Annotated in this window: 18 protein-coding genes; 14 read left to right on the forward strand and 4 right to left on the reverse strand. The window is 50.5% G+C overall.

What is annotated here, in order from left to right; translation table 11 throughout:
- Positions 1–98: 98 nt before the first annotated feature.
- From AC55NX_RS06355 to AC55NX_RS06370, 4 genes are all read right to left on the reverse strand, one after another.
- Positions 99–527 (reverse strand): TM2 domain-containing protein, encoded by a 429-nt coding sequence (locus AC55NX_RS06355; protein ID WP_496994981.1) that lies wholly within the window; start codon positions 525–527, stop codon positions 99–101.
- Positions 527–751 carry a membrane protein insertion efficiency factor YidD gene (yidD, locus tag AC55NX_RS06360; protein ID WP_496994982.1) on the reverse strand — a complete coding sequence of 75 codons (225 nt, stop codon included), beginning with the start codon at positions 749–751 and terminating at the stop codon, positions 527–529. The genes AC55NX_RS06355 and yidD overlap by 1 nt, the downstream gene beginning before the upstream one ends.
- A gap of 1 nt (position 752) precedes the next feature.
- Positions 753–968 carry a DUF4177 domain-containing protein gene (locus tag AC55NX_RS06365; RefSeq protein ID WP_038185369.1) on the reverse strand — a complete coding sequence of 72 codons (216 nt, stop codon included), beginning with the start codon at positions 966–968 and terminating at the stop codon, positions 753–755.
- A gap of 194 nt (positions 969–1,162) precedes the next feature.
- Positions 1,163–1,813 carry a Rossmann-fold NAD(P)-binding domain-containing protein gene (locus tag AC55NX_RS06370; protein ID WP_496994983.1) on the reverse strand — a complete coding sequence of 217 codons (651 nt, stop codon included), beginning with the start codon at positions 1,811–1,813 and terminating at the stop codon, positions 1,163–1,165.
- 326 nt (positions 1,814–2,139) lie between these two features.
- Here AC55NX_RS06370 and AC55NX_RS06375 point away from each other — a divergent pair, with 326 nt between their 5' ends.
- The 14 genes from AC55NX_RS06375 to AC55NX_RS06440 all read left to right on the forward strand — a co-directional run bounded on the left by AC55NX_RS06375 (position 2,140) and on the right by AC55NX_RS06440 (position 22,755).
- Positions 2,140–2,712: a Pvc16 family protein gene (locus AC55NX_RS06375; RefSeq protein WP_496994984.1), complete on the forward strand. Its 573-nt coding sequence runs from the start codon at positions 2,140–2,142 to the stop codon at positions 2,710–2,712.
- Positions 2,712–3,536 (forward strand): hypothetical protein, encoded by an 825-nt coding sequence (locus tag AC55NX_RS06380; RefSeq protein ID WP_496994985.1) that lies wholly within the window; start codon positions 2,712–2,714, stop codon positions 3,534–3,536. Before AC55NX_RS06375 ends, AC55NX_RS06380 begins: the two co-directional genes overlap by 1 nt.
- 252 nt (positions 3,537–3,788) lie before the next feature.
- Entirely contained in the window at positions 3,789–5,369 is a 1,581-nt protein-coding gene (locus AC55NX_RS06385; protein WP_197413193.1) for a phage tail sheath family protein, read from the forward strand.
- A gap of 122 nt (positions 5,370–5,491) precedes the next feature.
- On the forward strand, positions 5,492–5,956 hold the full coding sequence (locus tag AC55NX_RS06390) for a phage tail protein (RefSeq protein WP_059123109.1): 465 nt from the start codon (positions 5,492–5,494) through the stop codon (positions 5,954–5,956).
- Between the two features lie 88 nt (positions 5,957–6,044).
- Positions 6,045–6,521, forward strand: coding sequence for a phage tail protein (locus tag AC55NX_RS06395; protein ID WP_496994986.1), 477 nt, complete (start codon positions 6,045–6,047; stop codon positions 6,519–6,521).
- Between the two features lie 11 nt (positions 6,522–6,532).
- The gene (locus AC55NX_RS06400) at positions 6,533–6,706 is read left to right on the forward strand and encodes a DUF5908 family protein (protein ID WP_157372037.1); all 174 of its coding nucleotides are present in this window, start codon (positions 6,533–6,535) and stop codon (positions 6,704–6,706) included.
- A 38-nt stretch (positions 6,707–6,744) separates the two neighbouring features.
- Positions 6,745–7,419, forward strand: a complete 675-nt coding sequence (locus AC55NX_RS06405; RefSeq protein WP_197413192.1) for a CIS tube protein — start codon at positions 6,745–6,747, stop codon at positions 7,417–7,419.
- Entirely contained in the window at positions 7,416–9,203 is a 1,788-nt protein-coding gene (gene vgrG / locus AC55NX_RS06410; RefSeq protein WP_496994987.1) for a type VI secretion system tip protein VgrG, read from the forward strand. The genes AC55NX_RS06405 and vgrG overlap by 4 nt, the downstream gene beginning before the upstream one ends.
- Before the next feature lie 85 nt (positions 9,204–9,288).
- The gene (locus AC55NX_RS06415; RefSeq protein WP_059123105.1) at positions 9,289–9,588 is read left to right on the forward strand and encodes a PAAR domain-containing protein; all 300 of its coding nucleotides are present in this window, start codon (positions 9,289–9,291) and stop codon (positions 9,586–9,588) included.
- Positions 9,589–9,590: 2 nt separating this feature from the next.
- Positions 9,591–10,028 carry a GPW/gp25 family protein gene (locus tag AC55NX_RS06420; RefSeq protein ID WP_496994988.1) on the forward strand — a complete coding sequence of 146 codons (438 nt, stop codon included), beginning with the start codon at positions 9,591–9,593 and terminating at the stop codon, positions 10,026–10,028.
- The gene (locus AC55NX_RS06425) at positions 10,012–13,926 is read left to right on the forward strand and encodes a baseplate J/gp47 family protein (RefSeq protein WP_496994989.1); all 3,915 of its coding nucleotides are present in this window, start codon (positions 10,012–10,014) and stop codon (positions 13,924–13,926) included. Before AC55NX_RS06420 ends, AC55NX_RS06425 begins: the two co-directional genes overlap by 17 nt.
- Positions 13,926–16,988 (forward strand): baseplate wedge protein, encoded by a 3,063-nt coding sequence (locus tag AC55NX_RS06430; protein WP_496994990.1) that lies wholly within the window; start codon positions 13,926–13,928, stop codon positions 16,986–16,988. The genes AC55NX_RS06425 and AC55NX_RS06430 overlap by 1 nt, the downstream gene beginning before the upstream one ends.
- Positions 16,975–20,922: a contractile injection system tape measure protein gene (locus tag AC55NX_RS06435; protein WP_496994991.1), complete on the forward strand. Its 3,948-nt coding sequence runs from the start codon at positions 16,975–16,977 to the stop codon at positions 20,920–20,922. The genes AC55NX_RS06430 and AC55NX_RS06435 overlap by 14 nt, the downstream gene beginning before the upstream one ends.
- Before the next feature lie 69 nt (positions 20,923–20,991).
- Positions 20,992–22,755, forward strand: coding sequence for a hypothetical protein (locus AC55NX_RS06440; protein ID WP_496994992.1), 1,764 nt, complete (start codon positions 20,992–20,994; stop codon positions 22,753–22,755).
- The last annotated feature ends 18 nt before the right edge of the window (positions 22,756–22,773 follow it).

Here is a 22,773-nt window from a genome sequence, read left to right on the forward strand (position 1 = left end):
TAAGAAAAAGTTGGAAACCTGTGGTGTTCTGGGTTTCCAATAATTCAGCTGAACGTACCGACTCTAACTAATCTTAAACTTAAACAACAGCAGTGTACTCAGTGGTGATTGCGATGCGGTGAACCGCTATGGATAATCTGCTCGTAGAGTTCTCTGGAGATGGCTTCGTTGTACTGACGGACAATTTTCTGAGAGAGGAATAACTGAGGAAGTTCATAACCACATAAAGCGATCAGAATCAGGACGCCCAACCCGTTGGCACCGAGAATAAAACTCGAAATTGCAATGATCAGCAGAACTAGTTCAGCGATAAAACGTTTATATCTGCCAAGATACAGATGGTGCACACCACCGAGAAAGAAATAGTTGAGTACCGCGTAATTATCGGGATCTTTGATGAGCTTGGACTGCTCATGATAAAAGGCTTTTCTTTCGGCATCGGACAGCGCGTTGATCTGATTTCGGAGTTGTTCTTCTCTGGCTTCGAGTTGTTCTTGGGGCTCAAGCCAGTTCATCGGGGAACTCATTATGGCACCTCGTCATAAATTTTTTCGACCAAATCCGGCTGATTACAACGTCTGATGCGGGCAAGTCCGAGTTTCCACCCTTTTCGTGCACCGTATTTCTCAATGCATTGTTTGGTGTATTCCGAGCAGGTTGGTTCGAAGTTACATTCAATATTGAGTAATTGTTTAGAACCGCCATTACGTTGGTAAAGGCGGATCAAATGCAGAGAAATAAACTTCAGCAAATTAGCGGCCTAACGTCAGCAGAATCGCTTCACGTTTCCAGAACAGCATAAAGCGTTTCTGTTCAATGACCTGAAAGACAACTTGCCAGCCATCGGCGGCATACTTGTTCAGATCTGCTTCCATTTTTTGCACAGGCAAGCCGCTTGAACCAAGTAAAATTGTCCCGCAACCACCTTCTACGATGTGAACCACTTTATATTCTTTGTATTGAGCCATGTTGATTACCAACCTATTTAATAGAAAGCGGAATGTTATCTAAAGACGATTAATTTATCAACAACTAACATTATGATTTATAAGTTTTAATTAGGTTCATATATATTATTCATGTCTTGTTTGCCATATTTTTATCCGGATTGAGTATTATTCCACTCAAGCCGTTAATGATGGGGAGCAATTTCATTGGTGCATCAAGCTGTCTGCATCTCACCGGAGCGTAAAATGATTGTCCGGTCAGCGGTGGGAACATGACTCAACAGGGCCCGCGCCACTTTTTGTGCCTCAATAGGACGGTAGTTTTGTGGGATGAGTGGCCTGACAGCTTGACTGACATATTTTGTAAGCGTTTCACTCAGACGCACCGGTTGTCCCAGTGCTTGCCGATCCCCCAGTAGCATCGACGGGCGAGCGATAACCAGACCCTCCGGAGAAAGTGTCGTTAAAGCTTGTTCCAGTTCGCCTTTGACGCGATTGTAGAAAAACGGTGATTTTGGATTCGCTGCCATGGCACTGACCAGCCCGATGCGTTGTGCGCCGGCAGCAAGGGCAGCTTGCGCGACCGCTAAATTGATCGCCAAATCAACCGCCCGAAATGCAGCCCGGCTGCCAGCTTGATGCATGGTCGTCCCGACCGCCAGATAGACTTCGTTGATTGCAGGCAAGGGAGGAATCAATTGAAAATCAACCTGATGTTCCAATAGTTTTGGGTGACTGATTTTTACGGGGTGACGACATAACACATGAACTTCTCCGATCGACGGATCATCGAGTGCATTGCGTAAAATCAAATTGCCAACCAGACCTGATGCACCTGCGATTGCGATATGACGTTGGCCAGCCATCACTTCCTCCTTTGTTAGGACCTCTGTTTCAGTCAATGATTTGGAGTCAGTCAACCCCTGATCCTGAGTGTAGAAGTAATCAAAGTGTGGTTCCATCGACTAATGGTTCTGTAGCAAAAAAATAAACACAAATTTGAAAAAACGTAGCACTGTGCTAGGTTTCATAAATGAAGTTTATACATTGATTCTTCGTCGATTTCAGTGTTCTGACTCTTTAGTAGATGTAGTAGATGCTTTCACCTCAATCGGCATATTTAAACATATTCTTGGGGAATATGCCGCCATGATCATGTGACGTATTTTCCATCTTGAATAAGGATGTTCAAGTGATCGATGAAGCATTGAACTATGTCAGGACAGTCTTGAGCCGACAACTGAGCCATCAATTTGGTGTCGATGGTGAGCCGGCAATTTTGAATCATCTGGTGGAATCCGGCGGGGCGGTGCCGCTCAGTAATCAGAATAAAATGGTGCTGACACTGATTAATCTTGAGCATGAAACCGCGAAGCAGTTTTATGGCGGGATTCGCCCTGATTATTCGACCAAGACGGCTCAGCAAGTTCAGCCCGCGATCCGCTTTAATCTCGATATCCTGATGACCGCTCACTTTGACGTCTATGGTGAAGCCCTCAAATTTCTATCGGCAACCATCGCTTTCTTTCAAGCGCACCCCACCATGACCGCTCAGTTATTTCCTGACATGCCTTCATCTCTGGATCAACTTCAGTTTGAAATTGAAAACTCTCCTTACGAACGCACCCATAACTTATGGAGTGCACTCGGGGCTAAATATCAGCCTTCAATTATTTATAAGGTTCGGCATGTGACGGTTCAGGCCGATCAAATTACAGGTGAAGCTGCCCGGGTTCAGCAAATGGATAATGAGGCGACGCCCTGATGTTTATGCTGTTCTCGTTGCAACTTCAGCATCAGTATTTCCGCCAAAGCCAGTGGTTGAATGCGCGGTTGATTCCGGATACGCCAACCCGGGGCTGGATGTCTCGTTTTCAGCTGCAACTGACATCCAATCTCAATTGTTGGTCAATGTATGGATTTGCGACCTCGGGACGACCTGCTGTTTTAGACGGGTTAGCGCTGTTGGCCGATGGCCACCCTTTGCGGTTTTGGATCTGCCAGCCGCTGGACAACTTTGTCATGCTGACCGATTTACCGACTAACTGGCAGGGATTGTTGCATTACGATAACCGGCAGATTATCGCCGGGCGTCAAGATGAAGCGCAGCCAGATTCGGTCAATCTTGTGATGGGACATGTGCCTTTTGATCATGCACCGGATGGTGCGGTGGCTGAAGTGCTGTTTTATCCGGCGGCGCTGACAACGTATGCGCACTATACGATCTCATTACAGAGCCGTACTTCGCGTTGGGAATATCGAATGATTCAACGGGGTCAGCTGAAACTTCATCAGCCGCAAGTGATTGATGAATCCGGAACGTTTGAGTTTCCGGCACCCACCCGCTATGAGACAGCGACCGGAGAATTAGGTTGGCGGATGAGCAGCGGTTCACAGTCTTTGCCGTTGGCTCAGGTACCGTCACAACGGTTTAAGCTCATCGACAAACAGGTAATTGATGCCCAGACCGGTCAATCGATTCAACGGACGATTTTGCCGGCTTTACCGACACCGGGCACCAATCAGTTTCACGTGGAACAAGCGCAAGAGAAGGGGGATCTGGTTTCAGTCATGTATGTCTATCTTTGAGTCGTTTGTTGTTCGGGGATGTCATCATCAGGTAACCCGTCAGTACAGGAAAACAGGTTGTTTTGATCAAAGCATTTGTATCTTTGGATACAGGTTTTACAGCAAAGGCGACAGCAGTATTTAGTTTTGGCCGATGTTGGTGGTGCTCTCTTTACCGGACAAAAAATGACCGGACGAAAAATTGCTGTGCCGTTATGACAGAGCAGGAGAGCGGAAACATTTTCACTACATGAACGAAAGGCGAACCATGACATGATAACGTCCAATATCAAAACACCGGGAGTGTACATTGATGAAGTCAATGCATTTCCGAATTCAGTGGTGCCGGTGGCAACTGCCGTACCCGCGTTTATTGGCTATACCCCGGCAGCTGAATATCAGGGGAAATCTTATTATAACCGGCCGCAAAAAATTACATCGTTTGCTGAATTTCAAGCTATCTACATGAAGCCAAACCCAGCGCCGCCGGCCGATCCCTCAGCTCAATATAGCCCCGAATATTATTTGGTTGAGCAAAAAGAACAGCCGGCCAAAGGGGATTACCTGATGATCAGCGGGAGTTATTATTCGATTGTCCCGGATCCGAATACCATTTATTACCTCTACAACAGCATTCGCCTGTTTTTTCAAAATGGCGGTGGAGACTGTTACATCGTTTCGGTGGGAACTTATGGCCAGCCAAGCGGTAAACCGGGGGATGTCGGTGCCCAGATTGTCAATCCGAACGTTCAGTTGGCCGATTTGAAACGGGGACTGGCACTGCTGAAAAACGAGCAGGAACCAACCATGTATATCTGCCCGGAAGCAACTCTGCTCTCCGTGGATAATAACGGTACCTTGATGCAGGAAATGTTATTACAGGCGGAAGAGATGCAAACCGCGGTCTGTCTGTTCGACATCATTGGCGGCAACGCGCCTGATCCGATCATGTATACCAATGATATCGAGACATTTCGCAATAATACCGGCAGTAACGGGCTGAAGTTTGGGGCTGCTTACTATCCGTTTATCGGCACGACGATTATGCAGAATGCCGATATCAACTTTACCAATCTGTTTGGCGGCGATACCAAACAGCTGAGTGCATTGCTCAATCCGCCTGCTGCACCGAACGCTGCCGTTGAGCAAATTATTGGCATGATTGAGAAACCGCCGGCTAATCCGCTGACTCATTCACAACTGAATTCTGCGTTGCTGAATGCGTCGAAAACGTACAGTCAAATCATCAAACATGTATTGTCCGATGCCAATATATTACCACCGAGTGGTGGTATGGCCGGGGTATATACCGTCAATGACAATGAAAATGGTGTCTGGCACGCCCCTGCGAACACCAGCATTGTCGGTGCTGCCCATCTGCCGATTCGTCTGACTGATTCTCAGCAGGCTGATCTGAATGTGGATGCGGTCTCCGGTAAATCGATCAATGCGATTCGTTTTTTCAATGGTCAGGGCATTTTAGTGTGGGGAGCAAGAACGCTCGATGGCAATAGTCAGGACTGGCGCTACGTTTCCGTGCGTCGCACCATGACGTTCTTAGAGCAGTCGGTCAAATTAGCCGCCCGCGCCTATGTTTTCGAACCGAATACTGCCAATACGTGGGCTGCGGTGAAAAGTGAGATCAGTAGTTTTCTGACCAATATCTGGAAAGAAGGCGGCCTGCAAGGAGCCAAAGCATCCGATGCTTTTCAGGTCAGTTGCGGATTAGGTTCAACCATGACCGCAGAAGACATTCTCAATGGATTCCTGAAAGTGACGGTTCTTGTCGCAGTCGTGCGTCCGGCAGAATTTATTGTGATCACCTTTGAGCAGGAAATGGCGAAGTCTGGCTAAGCCAGTTTGTCTTTACATGGCTGATGTCGGCTTCAGCAGACACGGTTCATGACGAAATGCTTGTGATTGAATCGATCGGTCAGTGAACTGATCGGGACTGAATAAATATAAGGGGAAACATCATGGCAGATGACGGCAGCAAAGAAGGCAGCACGTGGCCCATGCCGAAATTCCGGTTCGAAGTTGATTTGGGCTCGGAACTCAAAGGTGTCGCATTTCAGGAAGTATCCGGGATGGATAAGGAAGTACAGGTGATTGAATATCGTCACAGCAACAGCACGTTATTCTCGACTATCAAAATGCCGGGTATCGCGAAATACAACAATGTCACCATGAAGCGGGGAGTATTTGTCAATGACAACAACTTCTGGAAATGGATGGACGAAATCAAGATGAACACCATTAAGCGGCGAACCGTACTGATCAAACTGCTTGATGAGAATGGTGCGGTGACGATGCAGTGGCAACTGAATAATGCATGGCCGACCAAAATCACCGGAACTGACCTGAAATCGGATGCCAATGAAGTTGCGGTCGACACGCTGGAAATTGCGCATGAGCAGTTGATCGTCACGAATGGTTCATAAAGAAAGTGGTTCATAAAGAAAGTGATTCATAAAGTCATGGTTTATAAGGACATGGTTCACAAGGAGATGAATACGGAATGGCACTACGATGACTGATTCTCTTCAGACCAGTTTTTATTTTCGGGTTTCCGTTCCCGGCACGAGCAGTAGTGATGTTGCCTTTCAGGAAGTATCGGGGCTCAGCAAAGAACTGGGAACGGAAGATGTGGTATGCGGTGGCGAAAACCGGTTTAAGTACCGGCTTCCCACCGTCGCCACGTTTCAGAATCTGGTTTTAAAACGGGGGATCACCTCTGCGGAATCCTCACTGATTGATTGGGTGAAAGATACGCTGGATAACGGGCTGGCGACTGCGATTCAAACCAAAGACATCAAAGTTCAGTTATTGAATGAAAACGGTGATGTCAGCATGAGCTGGAGTTTTGTTTGCGCCTATCCGGTGAAGTGGTCTGCCAGCGATCTGAAATCTCAGGAGAGCGAAGTGTTTATCGAAACACTGGAATTTGCTTACCAATATTTCGAGATCGATGACAGCCGGGAATCACAGATAGGTTTGTTTAGCTAGGGAGAATATCTATGCCGGTAGAAATACGGGAATTGGTCATCAAAACCGAGATTCGGAGCCAGCCGGAAGAATTAGTGCAGGACACCATGAGTGAACAGCAGTTGCATGCGCTGAAACAGCACATCATTCAGGAGTGTCTGAAGCAGCTGCGCCATTACACTCGAAACTCGCCATTGGAGCGGTGAAGTCAAATGAAGAAACCGGATAACACTGAGGCGGATGAATGAGTGGATTGAAGAAAATGCGGATAGTTGCCTACAGCGACGAAAAATTCTCCAGCAAAGCAGGAGAATACGTGGTGATGTTGAATCCGGAATCGCTCAAGATTGATCGGGGTGTGAATTATAACGAGGAGCAGGCACCCGATGCCGGGAAAAGCTCACCGAAATATCGTTCAACACCGGGAGAACGGCTAAGTTTTGATCTGGTGATTGACTGTAGTGGTGTGGTAGATAGTTCCCGGACGAATATGCCGCAGGAAATCAAACAGCTCAAAAATGTTGTCTATGACTACCAGGGCAGTATTCACCGTCCTAACTATGTTGCGGTTTATTGGGGGCAGGGGTTGTCATTCAAAGGTGTTCTGACCGGTATGGATACCAGCTATACCTATTTCAAGCCGGATGGTACGGCACTGCGGGCCAAAATCTCTTTGCGTTTTACTTCTTACCTCGATCCGGCCACCGCCGCACAGGAAGAAGATAAACAGTCACCGGATCTGACGCATTTGGTGTCAGTCGTCGATGGTGACAGCCTGCCGCAGATCAGCCAACAGATTTATCGTCATCCGAACCTTTATGTGCAACTTGCAGCGTTTAATCAACTGGATAAATTTCGTCACCTGTCCGCGGGAAGCCAGATTGTGGTGCCACCTTTAAAACGCGGAGGTGAGTCATGAGCAGTGAGCCAAATGGTGCTGTAGCGACGATGGAGATTACAACCAATGGCAGTTCCATCCCCGGTGATTATCAGGTGCATCGTATTCAGGTGCAGCAGCATCTGAACCGCATTGGCCGGGCAACGTTAGAAATACTCGATGGTAATCCTTCGGCCGAAACCTTTCAGATCAGTGCATCGGATACCTTTGTCCCCGGTGCTGAGATCGTCATTAACCTCGGTTATGAAGGCACCAATAACAAAGTTTTCTCCGGTATTGTGACCAAGCAGTCACTCCATGTGAATCCGGGGGTGGGACCGATGTTACGGGTGGAGTGTCGGGATAAGGCCATTCAAATGACCGTCGGGCGCAAAAGTTCGGCCTATCAGAATCAGACCGACAGTGAGGTGATGTCAACGCTGATCGGTCAGTACAGTGGGTTGAGTGCCGATGTGACCGGCACCTCCGTCACGCTGCCGGAATTGGTTCAATACTACACCAGTGATTGGGATTTTCTGCTGAGCCGGGCTGAAGTCAACAGTCTGGTCGTATCAACCGATAGTGGCAAAGTCTCGGTTTTCTCTCCGACGGCACAAACCAGCGCGGTTCTTACTGTGACCTATGGCGATAATCTCTATCATTTTAATGCACAGCTAGATGCGGTTACCCAACTGGCGAGCGTGAAGTCCAGTGCCTGGGATTATAAAAATCAGAAACTGATCTCTGAATCAGCCAGTAATAACCTGAGCGGGCCGGGTAACCTGAGCAGTAAGACTTTGTCGCAAGTGGTGGGACTGTCTGACTTTGAGTTGCAGACCACTGCCGCCGTTGCTGAAGATAATCTGACCCAGTGGGCAAAAGCTCAAATGCTGAAAAGCGAACTGGCGAAAATTACCGGAGAAGTCCGTTTTCAGGGCGATGCCAGTGTCTCCGTCGGTCATTATCTGACCATTGATGGTATGGGCAGTCGTTTTGACGGTGACCACTTCGTCTCTGGTATTGAACACGACTATGCCGATGGGAACTGGTTTACCACCGCTGATGTCGGCCTCTCTCCGTTCTGGTTTGTGCAAGAACACGATGTGATGGCACCGCCAGCCGCCGGATTGTTACCGGGGATTGACGGGCTGTTCAATGCCACGGTGAAACAGATCGATCAGGATCCGGACAACGCTTATCGGGTTCTGATTGAGCTGCCGTTGTTCAATGATAGCGGGAAAGGTTTGTGGGCACGTCTGACCAATTTCTACGCCAGTAGCGGGTTTGGTGCTTTCTTTTTGCCGGAAGTCGGGGATGAAGTCATCGTCGGTTTTCTCAATCAGGACCCGCGTTTTCCGGTCATTTTGGGCAGTGTGTACAGTGAGAACCGTAAACCATACAGCGAGCTTTCTCCGGATGCGGAGAATACGAAGAAAGCGATTGTGACCAAAAGTGAGCTACGCATTGTGTTCGATGACCAGAACAGTGTCATGACGATAACCACCAAAAACAACAATGTCATCACGCTCAGTGATCAAGACCAGAAAATCTCAATTCAGGATCAGAACAGTAATTCACTGGTGATGTCCTCATCTGGCATTGAGATGAAAAGTCCGGCCAGTATTACCATTCAGGCGGATCAGAATGTCACGATTAAAGGACAAACCGGGGTCACTGTCGAAGCCTCGGCAGGGGATGTCAAAGTTTCCGGCATGAACGTCAATGCCAGTGCCGATATGCAGTTTAGCGCCAAAGGGAGTGCCACCGCCGAGGTTCAGGGAGGTGCTGAACTGACGCTCAAAGGCGGCATTATCATGATTAACTAATGGTTTGAAACAAAGGTGCTGATCAATCAATGCCTGTGATCAACAGTCGGTGATTCAGCACAACATGACTCACAAGGAGTAAGCCATGCCACCTGCAGCAAGATTGACGGATTTTCATCAATGCCCAATGGTGACGCCCGGTATTCCACCGGTGCCTCATGTCGGTGGGCCGATCACCGGACCGGGTTGTCCGACGGTTCTGATCGGCGGGCTGCCGGCTGCACGTATCGGTGACATGCTGGTATGTGTGGGCCCACCGGATACGATTGTGGCGGGTTCAGCAACGGTTTTAATCGGTGGGATGCCTGCGGCCCGGATCGGTGACTCGACCGCGCACGGCGGCAGTATCGTGTTGGGCGACTTTACGGTGATGATCGGAGGCTAATCATGGAAAATAATCAGTTTCTCGGTCGTGGGTGGCAGTTTCCTCCTGAGTTTTCTTCTGCCAACCATCAAGTGATGATGAATGAGAGTGAGGCCAATATTAATCAGTCGATTAATTTGGTGTTACAGACTTATCGGGGAGAACGGAGCTTATTGCCGGACTTTGGCAGTGATTTGCATCATTTTCTGTTTCGTAACCGTGACGCGACACTGAAGGATGAAATTGCTCTGTCCGTCCGGCAAACACTGCTCCACGACGAGCCGAGAATCCATGTCGATCAAGTTGAGGTGCTCTATCTGGCGGAAGCCGATGAACTGGTCGTGATTCAGGTGGATTACACCATCCGCAAAACCAATACCCGACATAATCATGTTTTTCCGTTTTCCTTACTCGAAGGAACCAATTTAACGGTGGGATCGAACGGTGCAGAGCCACGTTGATACAGATGCACTGTTACGTGATATCAGTGCCAGACTTGACCCCAATCGTATTCTGGTTGATGACCGGAGTCTGAGGGATCGGCTGGCCTTTATTGCCTCACTTGCGGAGCTGATAGTGTTCTACGATGAACACAATCAGCCAACTGGTAACTGGCGAGCCCATGTCATCAAAGACCCGGTGATTTTGTTGGCAGTGATCAGTAAAACGTCCTATCAGCAGCTCGATGCCCGTTTCAGCCGCATTCAGCCATCTTTTCGTTTGATCAGACAGCAGATGTCGCAACCGGAAGGGGCTGGTGAGTCAGCATCGCCCGATTGGCCTGAACGGGTGCGGAATACGGTCAGTCAGTTGCTGAGTGTGTTGGATAAAATGTTTCAGTCACTCGAAGGCTGGATGACCGTGATGACGGCGGGGAAAAAAGATTATCATCTGCGTCAGTTTCTCGAACAGAAAATTCGTCATTCACTGGCACCGGCATTGTCGCAGCGGGTTGCAGTCCAGAATTATCTGGCAACCATGATGAAGTCCTGTGTGGCACCGGTGGCTGCACAAGCTTTTCGTCATTGGTTACCGTTATGGAAATCGTCTGCCGGAGTTAATACACGGTTTGATTCCGTGCCCGAAGCGATGGATCTGCTGGAGCAGCTCTATCAACAGGTCTTTTCCTGCTATGTGCAAGTGATTACGTCAGCCCGTCAGGCGTTTGAGCAGTTGTGCGAGCAACCGTGTGATTTTCCGGATACGGCACTTTTGATGACCTTCCACCGCTTACTGATGTATTCCCAACAGGGCTTGAATCAGTACAGCCAGCAACATCTGCAATTCTATTATCAGGATATTTTACACCAGCAGGTAAGAGGAGCGCTGCCCGATCGGGCCTATCTTTGTCTGACACCGGCACCGGGACATACCAGCCTGACGTTACCGGCCGGAACTCAATTCGTCGGGGGACGTTATGCCGATAGCACACCGATTCTGTTTGCATCGATACGTCCCTGTGAGGTGAATACGGCACAGTTGGGACGATTGTTCAGCAGCAGTTATCGTCTGACCGGCGATGTGTCTTCGCTAAATGAGATGCAGCAACACGATTCAGCCGGCCAACAGCAATCAGTCAGCCGGCAGCAATATCTTGAACAACTACCCGATACTCGTAAAATTCGGCGCGATAGTACCACCCAACAAGTATTGGCCTGTGATTGGTTCGGCGGGGAACAAACCCAAACGGTTCAACAGGGATTTGTGCTGTCGAGTCCGATGCTGGCCTTGAGAAGCGGTATTCGAGTGCTGACGATGATTTTCTCACTCGATCAGCCCGTTCAGGCCGAATTATGGCAGGGGGCAACAAGTTGGTTCAGTGGTAAAAAGGGATGGTTTCAGGCTTCAGATGTTCAGTGGGCACAAGGGGAGACCAGCCGTCAGCTCCGATTGACGATGACATTACAATCGCACGATCCGGCGGTAGAAGCCTTTAGTCAGCCACCGGGCGGTTATGAGAGCGTGCTGCCTTATTGTCGGATTATGCTCCCGGCGTCGCTCGATTTACGCACGGTTCCCCGTTTGTTGACCCTCGATTTTCAGGTCTCCGTGACGCAGAGTGATTCGTTCTCTCTGCTCAGTGATAATGGTCCGTTGGTGCCGGGCAAACCGATGCCGATTCTGGGGGCAATCCCGGAGGCCGGGAGCCACTGTTATATCCGTGATGCAGAAATTGTCGATAAGCCGCTCACTCAGCTCGATCTGACATTATCATGGGAGAATATCCCCGCCGATTTCAGTGTCTATTTTTCAGCGTATAACACTTTCCTCTACCATCAGGGCGGTGAGAAACAGACTTGGCATAACACTGCTTTTCGAATCGCATGGCAAACTTATACAGCCGATGGCTGGCAACCGACCGCAGCGCAGATCTCGGCTGTCCCCAACGATGAAGCGCCCGATGCTCAGCCTACTCATAAACGACATTGGTGGCAGCGCTTGTGGCACCGTCATCCCCCCTCACCTCAACCGATTGTGCAGCAAAGCGATGGTTTATTTGCGCAGCAGTGGGGGATGCATAAACATAAAATGGTTGCAGAGAATGCCTCAGGCACCCACTATCAATTCTCTTTTCCCGAACCGCAACGATGTCTTGAGGCTCCGCTCACCGGCCACCCGCAGCTACGAATGACCCTGATCGCCCCGGCGGACGGATTCGGTCATGGGATTTATGCGCAACTGGTGGCTGCGATCAGTTTAGAGAATGCCAAAATTCTGATGAACGGCGCTGGGTTACTCGGCCCGGTGGTGAAAGTTTTACGCGGACTGGGGCATCTGGTCGGGATGAAATCGTTGGGCAGAGTACAACCGCTCCCTCCCTTACCATGGGTCGTGAAGGCACAACAGGCAACGTTAAGTTATCAGGCCGCACAATCATTCGATTTTACCGACCCGACACTGTCAGCCGACAAAGAGCAAGGGCATGGAACGCTGACGTTGTTACACATCGGGGCACTGGCAACGTATCCTTATTTTTCGTGTCAGTCTGATCAGACACATCCGAGTGTTGATCTGCGCCATATGAAATTACAACCCACGCCGGATGCAGAGAAAACACCTCAGGGGCTGGCGCTCTACAACGGTGTCAGCCGTCCGGCCAATAGTCTGTATATTCAGTTGACTGAGGTTATACGACCATGTCGGGTGAACCTGCTGATTGAATTGGCTCAGGATCTCAGCCGCGAGCCACAATCTGGTGAACCATCGCGCAGTGAAGTGAGTTTATATTACTGGAGCGACAACGGTTGGGAGGCGCTGTCGGTCTTATTGGATCAAACCAGCGGACTGACCCGCTCCGGTCTGGTACAGATCGATTTGCCACAAAATGTGGTCTTGAACCCACCACAATTTCCTCAGGCGGAGAGCAAAACAGCCAGTGATACACAAGGGAAAGCTGGCCCGATAACTCAAGGATGTGCCTGGTTATTGATGACACAGGCTTCAGCGCGTCGAGTCGCCTGTGTGTATTGTAATACTCAGGGCATCGAAGTAATCCGGCAAGCGCCGATAAGTTTGCCTGTGGGAGAAACACCGGTTTTAGCTGCCGGAAAGATCAATGCACCGGCAGTAAAAAATCCGGCGTTGGCCGGCGTGGTTCAGCCCTTTGCCTCTGTCGGCGGCCGGGCGCAAGAGTCTGAACCGGTCTTCCGGGAGCGAGTAAGTCAGCGACTGAAAACCAAAGATCGCGCCGTTGCTGACTGGGATTATATCTTACTGACCAAGCAGGCCTGCCCGTCACTGTTTCATGTCCGCCACCTGCCGGAAAAAGCTTCAGGTTGCGTTCATTTAGGGGTCGTCCAGTCGTATCCGTCGGCTCAGATTGCCCATGCATTCCGGCCGGTTGTGCCGCGCGACCAAATTCAACAGATCATTGCAAGGTTGATGCAAAGCACATCAGCGATGACTCAGGTTCGGGTGACAAACCTCCTGTATGAGCCGGTGTCCGTGGTTGCAACGGTGGTGATCCGCGAGACCACCAATGCCAGTGATCTGTTGAATGCCTTGCATCAAGGGGTGAATCTCTATCTGTCACCGTGGATTGCAGCGGAACAGCAGCAATATCGGCTTGGTGACGGTTTAAACCGCACGGCAGTGACACGCTTTCTGGCAACATTTGATGGGATTGTTGCGGTGCCAGCGCTGCAATTGACGTTGAGTGAGACAGCAGAAAACCCACATACAGAGAATACTGAAGCGACCACTACCACTGACAACACTGGTCCGGAAAGGCTCATGCCTGCAACTGCGAATCGCATTTTTGTTTCGTCATTCAAACATACCTTCCGGCTCACCCGTGCCGGCTCACCTGAGAAGCAATCGTCCGGTGTCGCGCAGAACCGACTGACGGAGGCTTACTGATGAGTGAGACCAGTTTACAGCCGTCAGCATTACGAGATTTGGTTCAGGAAAACAGCATTGCTGCCGGGCCACTGCCGCCACAGCAAGATTTTACTTTTTTGAAGCAGGAGGGGATCCGGCAGCTGAAATCACAGGTTGGTCATATCTGGAGTAATTTCAATGACAGTGATCCGGGTGTGACGATTCTGGAACAGCTCTGTTATGCCCTGACCGAGCTGGGGTATGTCAACAGTTTCCCCATCGCTGATGTGTTAACTCAGTCTGATGGTCAGATCGACTATGCACAGCAGTTCTTCCGGGCGGAGGAGATTCTGACGACAGCTCCGGTCACGATTGACGATTACCGCAAGCTGGTTCTGGACCGAATCGACGCCGTCGAGAATATTTATCTGACACCGCTGACCATTGCCAGCCAACCGACAGGTTTGTATCAGGTCGCGGTTTATGTCAGACATGAATCGTCCGTTGTGGTTGAAAAAGCGACGGAAGAGCGACATGGCGTAGAAAGTCATGCCGGTGAAACAGGTTCATCAGCCCCGAATCGTCAAACTGAAAAAACGGCGGCGGATACATTGATTCAATCGGTGCATCGTTTACTCAACCAACATCGTAATCTGGGCGAATATTTTTTATTACCGGTATTGTTACAACCGCAGGTGATTGCGCTTTCCGGACAGATTCTACTGGCCCCCGATGCTGATCCGCATCAGGTAGCCGGGCAGATCGACTTAGCTTTGGCGGATTATGTCAGTCCACCGTTCCGACAACAGGGATATCAGCAACTGACTCAGGCCGGTTATAGCGCTGATACCATTTTCAACGGCCCTTTATTGCAACAGGGCTGGCACTGTTGTGAGAAATCATCAGCATGGCTGGTAAGCGGACTCGGTGAAAAACGACAAGAAGTCCGGCTGATAGATTTGATGTCACGGATCAGTGAAGTGCCCGGAGTCGCGGTTGTGGCACGGCTGGCTTTTTGTGATGAACCGTCATGTCAGTCTGTTGCCGTGGCGGCTGATAAGGTTGCTGCCATTTCACTCAGTGATGATTTTCAGATGCAGAGTCATCAGGTGTCACTGAATGTGGCCACTCAATGGGAGCGGAGCCGTTTTCTGACCCGGTTACATGCACGACATCAGGCCAGCCCTGTTGATGCCAGTGTTGATATTGCACCGCCCTTGCCCCAAGGGCGCTATCGGAATATCGAAAGCTATTATTCGATCCAACACACCTTTCCGACCAGTTATGGTGTAGGTGCCAACTCATTGCAGTCCGACATATCGGATTTCCGCGTGGCTCAGGCTCGCCAGCTGAAAGGGTATCTGCTGCTATTCGATCAGGTGATGGCGAATCAGTTTTCTCAGTTGGCAAATCTCGGCCATCTGTTCTCTTTCAGTTTTGGCAGCGGTGCCAGCGCAGAAAACACCTTGATTGAGCGTTATACCCAAAATCGGGCCGACCCGCAGCGCATGGCGATACCCAGTCAGTCATTCGTGCGCAGTTATTTCTATCAGCCACTTTATGACGTGCCGGATGTTCAAGCATTATTGCAGGGGAAAAATCGCTACCAATACTTTTATCCCGATGACCCAGATGAGCCCAAACAACGGGAGAAATTAGTCTGGCAACGTTTTCGGCGCGATCCGTTCAATACGTATGCCTACGGGCTCAATCAATGCACTGAAACACCGGAAGAAGCAGAACAGCGTCGCGATGCCATGTTGAGCCATTTGCTTGCCCGTCACGGTGAACCGGCTGATCGTTATGATGAAATCATTGATGGCTGTCAGTGGTTCGGGGGGCATTTGAGAACCCGGATCATCATCAAAGGGGTCTGGTTGCAAAACCTACAGGCACTCTCTTACCGGCGTAATCTGGCGGGAGACTTCTCACAAGCTCAGCCGTTAACGACACCGGGCCGCTACCGGTTAGAAACGCAAGCTTATCGTCAGCTCATGGTATCCCGCTATTCGAATGCATTGGCACCACTGTTGCGGGGGATTTATCGGCGGGGATTTATCGATCAAAAAACATTGATTGCCACGATGGCTCAGGCCCGGATCGCCCATTTACGGGCAGTCCTCGTGAAGCAGGGGCAAACCGATCAGGCGATTCATCATGATCAGGTGGTGAAGCGTTGTCAGGCAATCGCAGCGTCACTGCCGTTGCAAGACGGCAATCAACAGCTGCTTGAAAGTGAGCAGACACAATACAAAGCTTTGATGAGAGATGGTGTTTTAGATGCCGGTGCGTTGGATCAGTTTGTGAAACTAACCGATCAGGATTATGCCGATTTTTCCGTATTCGAACTCAAATGCGCGATTTTGTTGGGCATTGCCCGCCATCTGCAAACACTGGCAACTGCACTGGTCCGGCTGACACAGGTGCCTGAGTTTCTCCGTTGGCTGGCTGCTGACCCTCAAGTCGGGGAGCGATTCCCTGAGCAACATGCGGCAGCAAATATGGCGGATACGTTGCGTGATATTTCCGTTCTCAGACAAACGGATGCATTGGTCGTGCAAATTGGTACTCAGCCAGTGTTGAGATTACCGTGGACAGAACACTACTTCGGGCGAGTGCAGTTGCAGCAGTATATTGATCAGCTCGACTGGCTCGGGCGGGTTCGACGCGGATTCGTACTGATTGAGCAAACCTTGTTACAACCCGATCCGTCCCTGACTAAAAACGAACCGACCGAAGAACACGAACAGACCAGTCCTGATGATGCAATTGCAGTGGATATGGGGGAAGGGTTGCTCGCCACATTAGCATTTCCCGATTATGTGGTGCTGATGCAACAGCCTCAGTTTCAGACTTTTCTTGCCGAGATGGTGCAGTTTCACTGGCCTGCACATGTCCGTTTACAGTGGCGTCAGGGGAGCTACCGGCAAATGTCAACGCTGATTGCCTGCTACTGTCAATGGTATAACCGCCAGATCCATCAGACGAATACGTCACTGTGCAATGCATTGGCTCCGGCAAATGTGAACCAATCTGACTGTCAGGCAGCGTTGCTACGGGCAATATCAGTGATGCCGGAGGTGCCTTATGATCAGGCATGAACACATGGTTGCCCGCTGTCAATGGCAAACTCAGTTTGATGACCGTGAGTATGCCGTCGCCCTACAGAATGCTTTGAGTCAGTGGAGTCATCAGGTTCTTCCCGGTATTCTGGGGCAGTGTTTTGAACGTTATTGTCCGGCGGCCCAGATTTGGCAGATTGAGCAGTTGGAGCTGGATCTGGGAACCCTGTCGTTACAGGATTTGGATCGCCAACTCCCGCAGCGAGTCAGAGATGCACTGGAAGATGCGTTGATGCAGTTGTTTCGTCGGTATCGTTCCGGTTCGCATACAGACAGCGGCCAAAGTTTACGGATCGTCGATTTACAAGTCTCGACACTAGCCCAGCTCCGGTGGTTTTTAGTGCACGGGACATCCCCATGGTGGCGGCAGAGACTGAGCGATCCGATGACCATGGTTGATCAGTTGTTTGAGCAGCAACCACAGGCCGTGGCCGAACTGTTGCGTCAGGTTGGGTCATCGGCGGCAGTCCGGCGCAGAATTGTCTGGCAGTGGGGTGAACCTCGGATCCGCACCACCATTCAGATATTAGAGCCGTGGCATGCGGATTTCATTCACCGCTATGCGGATCATCTCGCTTTGAGTGAGCAACAAAAACCTTTGGGCGGTACGCATTCACGAACGCTGAAATCCAATATTTGGTACTGGATTCTCACCCATCTGCTGGTGGAGCGCGGCACACTGTTTAATACGCTGCAATTTGTCCGCTCGACACTATTTCAGATGGCGCAGCATGAGCAGCTGGATTTCTCTACACTCGTGCACCGTCTCAGTGATGTTGCGCGTCAGATGTTGTCACAGGGGCTGATGGGGCCGCAGTTTTTACAGGTTCTGGGGATGCTGGAACAGCAGCAGCGGCCGATCAATACCGTTGTGTTGACCGAACCGGATTTGTGGCAACGGCTGCAACAGATGCTGCATGGTCGCGAGCGTGTCTGTCAGCAAGCGATCCGACCGGTTTACTTCAATGAGCTGTTTGTTCGCCTAGCCGGGCAGGATGCGAGCCGAACCGCCCGGATCATTCGTGACGCAGGGCGGCGCGAAGACGTCCGGCTATTTTTACTACAGCAACTGAGTCATGATCAGTTACAGACACTCGTCGCGATCATTGCACCGGGCGATCAGCTTTTTATTCAGACGCATGTCCGGCATACCCAAACAATGCTCCGGGCACAGCGCCTTGACCCATTATTGATCTGGCGGATTTTACTGGATTATCTGCTGGCAAGTAGTGGCAGTTATTTTAATCGTCGTCAGTTGGTGCACACCACGCTGGTCGGGTTGAGTCGTCAGTATCATCTCGACTATGTGTTGCTACTGACGATGTTAGTCAATACGTCGGTGCAGTGGCAACTGGCACCCCATCACTTTGAGCTGCTGGCGATTCTTCAGGAACTACAACGAGCAGCGCTCAGTCAGCAAGACGTCACAGAGTGGTTCCGCATTCAAACGGATGATGCAACCGGGTTTGAGATTGATCCTATCCGGAGACTGATTGTTATCCTGCATCTGCGGCCGGAAGCGCGTCACAGCCATTTCCAATCCCTGTTCCGGCAACAGCAGTGGCAGGAACGTCCGGCTAAGGCTCTCAGCCAATTTTTGGTGCACTCACTGGCCGCTCGGGGCCATCTGAGCCTGAGTGAACTTCGTGCGCTACTGGTGACACTGGCTCCGCAAGCAGGGGAATCGGCTTTCCTGTTTCTGTCTATGCTGCACCAGTGGCACATCCAAGGGTTTTTACCCCGGATTCCGGCTGCTGATCCGATGCACTGGCTGACGGCCCTGATGGTCCAAGCCTTATTGAATCCGTTGAAATATCCGACGCAGATGTATGGCTGGCAGGCCTGTTTCTTCTCGGGATTGCAGCGCGAAACCGGTCAGGATTTTCAGGTATGGCATGAAGTTCTTGCACATTTATGTGCCAAGACTGACACCGTGCCGGCATGTGCTGAGATGGTGGTTTTTGCCGCACGGTGGCGGCCCAAAGCATCCAATTTATCCACTGCAAAGGTATCTAATGCAACGATATCTACTGCAACGGTCGCTTCATCGCAAACATCATCTTCGGATCCGGTGTGGGCAACCCTCAAAGCACATCCTGATGCTGTCGGATACCTGATGCGATTTGCGCAGACTTCAGCAGGGCAGCAGTGGTTGGCGTCATTACTACCGACGGCTTTACAGCGGACAACTGACCGTCAGCAATGGTTACGGGAACTGGCCCACTGTGTGTCCGGGATGGGGGATGTCAGTCCGGCCGGGCTGACCGAAAGCCTCGCGCGAAGCTGTTGGGCAATCTGGCTCAATGAACTACGGGCCTACTGGCATGTGCACCACCGGGTGACGGGATTTTCTGTCGATGTGTCTGGCTGGGTTGCTGCATCGTTGCAACACTGGGCACAACGGCACAACGTGCGTTGGTCGATGCTTGCATCGCGCCTTCGGTTGCAGCTAACGGCAGGCGCTTCCGCTGCTCTGGATTGGGTCGCGATTCTTTCCCGGTTGAATGCGGTTCATCATGACACTGAATTTGAGGTGTCTGACATGCATTGCCATGATTCGTCATTGTCGATAATGCAACCTGCCAGTGCAGCAGATGAACACGTGCTGTTGTCGATATCTTCAGCGCATGAGCGTTCTGACTCATCTCACCAGCCGGATAATATCTCTGCATGGTATCAGGATCAGCATGGGCAATACCTGCGACAACCTCAGTGGCGTACCCGGGTACTGCAATGGTTGCAGTCAGGGCATAACCATAACCCGATCAATCCTTATGGGACGTCTCCGGTAGACTGGCGGCAGGCTTTATTGGATTGGTTGTACTTCTATCCTGAATCATTCCGGCAGCAGATCACGCCAATGACTCGCTTTGCAATGGTTCATCATCGCTTATTAGCCCATTTGTCGCTGGCGTCATTACTGGATGTGATGAGTCGTTCGCATCTGTCGCTTCAGGCCGAGATTGAGACCATTCAGATCTTGGAACGACTGGTATTGCAATTGAATTTGCCGCAGATGACGTTTGCTGAGCGGCGGCAGCACTTACTGAACTGTGTTTTGGAGAGCTGGCTGCGTCAGCATTGGCAAAACCTGACCCCTGATGCGTTGGTCGCAGCACTGTTCGGTAAAATATTACAGGTCGGAACGGTTGCGCCTGCGTTATTGGCAGCACAGTTATCCCGTTCGGGGCTTGTGACGACGTATACTCTGACACCGTCGATCCAAACGTTCATTCGGATACTTCGGCGTTCGACCGAGCGTCAAATCGTATCGTCTGAGGACATATCGGCTCCGAGCCGCGATCCGAACGAGCGTGAAACCTCAATCGACACCTTACGCCCCGCCCCCCAGAGTGAGATTGCCCGATGGGGGCTTTCGGACGAACCCCATCAAGCATCATGTCACACGGTTCCTATGATGGTATTGAATGCCGGGTTGGTGCTGCTCCAGAGTTTTATTCCGGCATTTTTTGCACGGTTACAACTGACACGTGACAACCAGTTCGTGACTTTTGCCATGCAGCGGCGAGCAGTCCACTGCTTACAAGTGTTAGCCACCGGTGCTCAGGAAACCGCAGAGCCTTACCTGTTACTCAATAAAATTTTATGTGGCTTACCATTCTCTGAATCGGTTGAAACCCGTATCTCTCTTTCAACGGAGGAAACAGACATCGTTCACAGCCTGATTGAGGCGGTGATCGACTATTGGCCAGCAATCGGGAAAACGTCCATTGACGGTTTTCGCGGTAACTGGCTGGTCAGGAACGGCACCCTGACGGAATCACAGGACCACTGGGACTTGATCGTTGAAAAACGGCCTTACGATATGCTGATTGCACGAGCGCCGCTGTCTTATTCGATCATCAGGTTACCTTGGATGAAGAAACCGATTTACGTCACCTGGCCAACTTAACCTTCGGGTTGGTCGTTTGTACTGTGAATTGTGAATCACCAATTAACCGACGAAGGGCAAGGTGAACTTATGAACTCGTATCAGGAAAACTTGCAAGAAGTGGTAGGGACATCTCTTGATGCTTTGTATGCCCAGCAACAAAAGCTGGCATCTCAGCGGCGGAGCGCACAATACAGTTTGTATTATGCGCAAGGTGCACAACTGACGGCGCACGACAATCTGGAAGCTACCATTGAACAGTTGGAGGCTGTCCGGTTGATCAATCAACAAGGGGTGAAAAACGATAATCTGATGAACAATCTGGTTGAATCGACTCATCTGATTCAGAGCAATGTTGCCACAACCGTGAGCAATAGTGCGACGGCAGCAACCAATGTTCAGACGGCGGCGACCGCAGTTGCCAAACTGGCGGCTGATATCGGTAGTGCTCTGAATGTTGCCGCTGCTGCCTGCTACGGTACAGATATTTACAAAAAGACACTGGAGGCCAACGCTTTTATCCGGGAAACCGCCAATCAGGCCGAATATGCATCTCAGAAGGCGATGGAAGCGTCGTCTTCCAGTTCTGAAGTTATTGCAAAAGAGCTGGAGTCGAGCGCGACCCGTTCCAAGTCGGAGCTGGAAAAACTGCTGGCAGTTTCTCTGACTCAGTTCAAATCGCTGTCGTCTGCCAGAGTTGCGGATCAGGAGGCTCTATCCTCCGCCAGTCAAACCGAGAAACAAGCCGAAGGTGCACTGGAAGATGCACTGTCGGCGGAAAGTGCGATCAATGGAACCGTTCAGGACGGCAATGACACTCTGAACTTTAATCTGACTGCGGTTGCCCAAGGGGATCAGCAGATCACAGTGAGTTTCCAGCCATTTACATCGGCATTCACTCAGCTGCCGGAGCAATGCGCTGCACAGTTAGGTAAGACCGATAGTGCATTACCGGATCCCGCACCACATTATTTTGTCTTCGTCGTCAGTGCTGATAAAAAGTCCAGCATCAAACAGGATCAGGTTGAATCGACCTTTGCCGAATATCAGAAAGATCGGTTTACCGAGGTGACGCCAGACGATCAAGGGCATTGTCAGACTACCCTCAAATACGGCGATTCCTGCTTAGATTTTGCCGGAAAACCTCTGGAACTGGGACGCGATTATCTGGTGTATATGTATGCCGTACTGGATTTGACGTATCAGAAATATATCGGTTCATACAGTAATGTACTTTCAAGTGCTTCTCCGGCGGTGACATTACTGACCCCGCTACCTGTTGCGCAAAAAATCAGCTTTGATGACGAGTCCCGGCAAATTCTGTTCATGGTGACGGGCAACAAAGGGAATTATGAACCAGAGTTCCGTGTCATGTTGTTACCTGCCTACCAACCTTTGACCGGCGGACTGATGGTCGCACCTTTGCCACCGAAAGCCGGGCACAGTGCACTGAATTTCTATTTTAATCAGTCAATTGCAATGCAGGTGTCCAGTGCCAACTATCAACTGGCTCATATCGAGTCCAGCGTGGTGAAAAACGGGAAACGTGTCCACTGGATGGCCGCTGCAGTACCTGATGACATGACTGATAACTTCGGTAATCCACTGATTGCAGGCTCATCCTATATCCCCGTCGTGCTCACTACACCAGCGTCTGGTGTGGATCAGGGACACTATGCGTCGTCGCTTTCCGCACTGGATACTGATCCCGTCATGATTATTCCTGGTGAAGATTATCTGGGGCAGCTACAACCCTCGGCATCGACGGCACAAGTGACGGATAAAGATGACAGTGAAGAAAAGAAAGCACGTCGTTCCGCTAAAAAAAACGAGTCCGATGATGAGCAGGAATAATCAATAATCTGGAGAATT

It is taken from the genome of Vibrio rubrogenes (assembly GCF_059641415.1).

What these genes read in the sequence shown, in the direction of transcription:
- AC55NX_RS06435 (WP_496994991.1), top strand. Translation starts at nt 16,975, where the DNA reads ATGATCAGGCATGAACACATGGTTGCCCGCTGTCAATGGCAAACTCAG.
- AC55NX_RS06430 (WP_496994990.1), top strand. Translation starts at nt 13,926, where the DNA reads ATGAGTGAGACCAGTTTACAGCCGTCAGCATTACGAGATTTGGTTCAG.
- AC55NX_RS06355 (WP_496994981.1), bottom strand. Translation starts at nt 527, where the DNA reads ATGAGTTCCCCGATGAACTGGCTTGAGCCCCAAGAACAACTCGAAGCC.
- AC55NX_RS06415 (WP_059123105.1), top strand. Translation starts at nt 9,289, where the DNA reads ATGCCACCTGCAGCAAGATTGACGGATTTTCATCAATGCCCAATGGTG.
- AC55NX_RS06405 (WP_197413192.1), top strand. Translation starts at nt 6,745, where the DNA reads ATGAGTGGATTGAAGAAAATGCGGATAGTTGCCTACAGCGACGAAAAA.
- AC55NX_RS06390 (WP_059123109.1), top strand. Translation starts at nt 5,492, where the DNA reads ATGGCAGATGACGGCAGCAAAGAAGGCAGCACGTGGCCCATGCCGAAA.
- vgrG (WP_496994987.1), top strand. Translation starts at nt 7,416, where the DNA reads ATGAGCAGTGAGCCAAATGGTGCTGTAGCGACGATGGAGATTACAACC.
- AC55NX_RS06420 (WP_496994988.1), top strand. Translation starts at nt 9,591, where the DNA reads ATGGAAAATAATCAGTTTCTCGGTCGTGGGTGGCAGTTTCCTCCTGAG.
- AC55NX_RS06370 (WP_496994983.1), bottom strand. Translation starts at nt 1,813, where the DNA reads ATGGCTGGCCAACGTCATATCGCAATCGCAGGTGCATCAGGTCTGGTT.
- AC55NX_RS06440 (WP_496994992.1), top strand. Translation starts at nt 20,992, where the DNA reads ATGAACTCGTATCAGGAAAACTTGCAAGAAGTGGTAGGGACATCTCTT.
- AC55NX_RS06385 (WP_197413193.1), top strand. Translation starts at nt 3,789, where the DNA reads ATGATAACGTCCAATATCAAAACACCGGGAGTGTACATTGATGAAGTC.
- AC55NX_RS06395 (WP_496994986.1), top strand. Translation starts at nt 6,045, where the DNA reads ATGACTGATTCTCTTCAGACCAGTTTTTATTTTCGGGTTTCCGTTCCC.
- AC55NX_RS06400 (WP_157372037.1), top strand. Translation starts at nt 6,533, where the DNA reads ATGCCGGTAGAAATACGGGAATTGGTCATCAAAACCGAGATTCGGAGC.
- AC55NX_RS06380 (WP_496994985.1), top strand. Translation starts at nt 2,712, where the DNA reads ATGTTTATGCTGTTCTCGTTGCAACTTCAGCATCAGTATTTCCGCCAA.
- AC55NX_RS06365 (WP_038185369.1), bottom strand. Translation starts at nt 968, where the DNA reads ATGGCTCAATACAAAGAATATAAAGTGGTTCACATCGTAGAAGGTGGT.